Annotated in this window: 2 protein-coding genes and 1 pseudogene; all 3 read left to right on the forward strand. The window is 40.7% G+C overall.

The features are described 5' to 3' along the window. Positions 1 to 59 precede the first annotated feature (59 nt). Positions 60 to 347: a hypothetical protein gene (locus F6K37_RS41140; RefSeq protein ID WP_131826834.1), complete on the forward strand. Its 288-nt coding sequence runs from the start codon at positions 60 to 62 to the stop codon at positions 345 to 347. After that, positions 272 to 475, forward strand: a pseudogene (locus F6K37_RS41145) (recombinase family protein); the annotation flags it as partial. The gene F6K37_RS41140 and the pseudogene F6K37_RS41145, both read left to right, overlap by 76 nt. A 105-nt stretch (positions 476 to 580) precedes the next feature. Next, a partial coding sequence (locus F6K37_RS41150) for a LeuA family protein (protein WP_287257050.1) occupies positions 581 to 1,710 on the forward strand: 1,130 nt, incomplete at its 3' end.

The raw sequence follows: 1,710 nt of genomic DNA on the forward strand, positions 1-1,710 counted from the left end.
AGAGCTGAATTGAGAGATAAATCTAAGCTTAGTTATACCTTAGGAGATACTAATATAACATGGGATATCGATATATTGGTACAGATATTGACGGACCCAGGTTCAATCCAGAGCAACTGTATGTTCGGAATAGAAACCTGAACGACTTGATTGGTAATTTTTCATTTTCAGGGACTATCTATCCTGACTGCCTGACACATCTTAGAAAATGGCAGTCATCAAGGGGTGCAGTGCTTCGAGGGAATACGAGTAAACCAGATTCGGTCGTAGTAATGCTGCCAGACCCGGTTTACAACAAGCCCTATCCATCGCCCGAACTGGAGATGTACTGGTGGTGTGGCGTTTAGACCGGTTGGGACGCTCACTCAAAGATTTAATTGAGATGGTCGAAACCCTGTCTAACAGAGGCATCGAGCTACAAAGCCTCACAGAAGCCATTGCCACTGACCCCAGTAGTGGTAAACTGATTTTCCATGCTCATATTGAAAACGACTGCATTTAATTCTATGATGCCCTCAAGCCTGGAAGCAAGTTTTGACTACGCTTAGTTAATTACCAGAAAAGGATATTTTTTAACTTAATGTTGCAGATTCTTGACTCTACCCTAAGAGAAGGAGAACAAACTCCTGGTGTTTATTTTTCCCCTGAAACCAAGTTATTAATTGCTCAACTTTTAGATCGAATTGGTATTGATATTATTGAAGTAGGAAATCCTGCTGTTGATCCTGAAATTTGTGAAGCTGTAGCCTTGGTTTCTAATGCGGGATTGAATGCTAAGATTGGTGCTCACTCTCTTTGTCGCATCGATCATGTTCAAAAAGCATTAGATTGTAAAATCGATTTTTTGGGTATCTTCTTGAGTGTTGCCAATCACCGTTTAGAGCGTGACTACCAAATTACAATCGAAAATGCCATTGAGCAAGTGGTGGAAGTTATTGGCTATGCCAAAGCACAAAACCCAAACCTATTAATTCGCTATACACCAGAAGATACGACACGTACCTCAATCGAACAAGTTATTGAAGTAGCAAGCGCTGCGGTACAAGCAGGCGCAGATATTATTAGCATCGCAGACACAACAGGATATGCTACTCCATTTAAGAACGATCGCAGTTACTCGTATTTTGTCAAAACTTTGAAGGAAAAACTAGCTGGACAACAGCTATATCCTAAAATTGCTGTTCATTGTCACAATGATAGAGGTTTAGCACTGGCTAATGCTCTTGATGCTTACCAGGCTGGAGCAGACATTATCGATGTAACTGTGATGGGGTTAGGAGAACGTGCTGGTATTGTTGATTTAGCAACATTGTTGGTCAATTTGGGCGAGATGGTTGAATCAGAATTGCCTTGGGAGTTTAACTATCTTAAGGATCTATACCATATTGTGAGTGAATATTCCCATATTTCAATTCCGCCTATTTTACCCATTATGGGAAAAAATGCGTTCACTCACTATGCTGGGGTTCACGTCAAAGCAATTGCTAAAGATCCGATGCTTTACCAAAGTTTAGCTCTTGCTAGTTTGACAAACAAAAATAACTTAGCATTAGGAATGCAATCGGGCAGAGCTTCAGTTGAGTTAGCTCTGGAACAAATTGGTCAAGAGGGAGTGACCAATAATAGGGTTTTAATGAATTGCATTCTCAATGAGGTTAAAGTGCTGGCTAAACGAGGGACTGGTATTGATATTGACAACGAATTGCCCCA

Source organism: Moorena sp. SIO4E2, from assembly GCF_010671945.1.
Taxonomy (GTDB): Bacteria; Cyanobacteriota; Cyanobacteriia; order Cyanobacteriales; family Coleofasciculaceae; genus Moorena; species Moorena producens.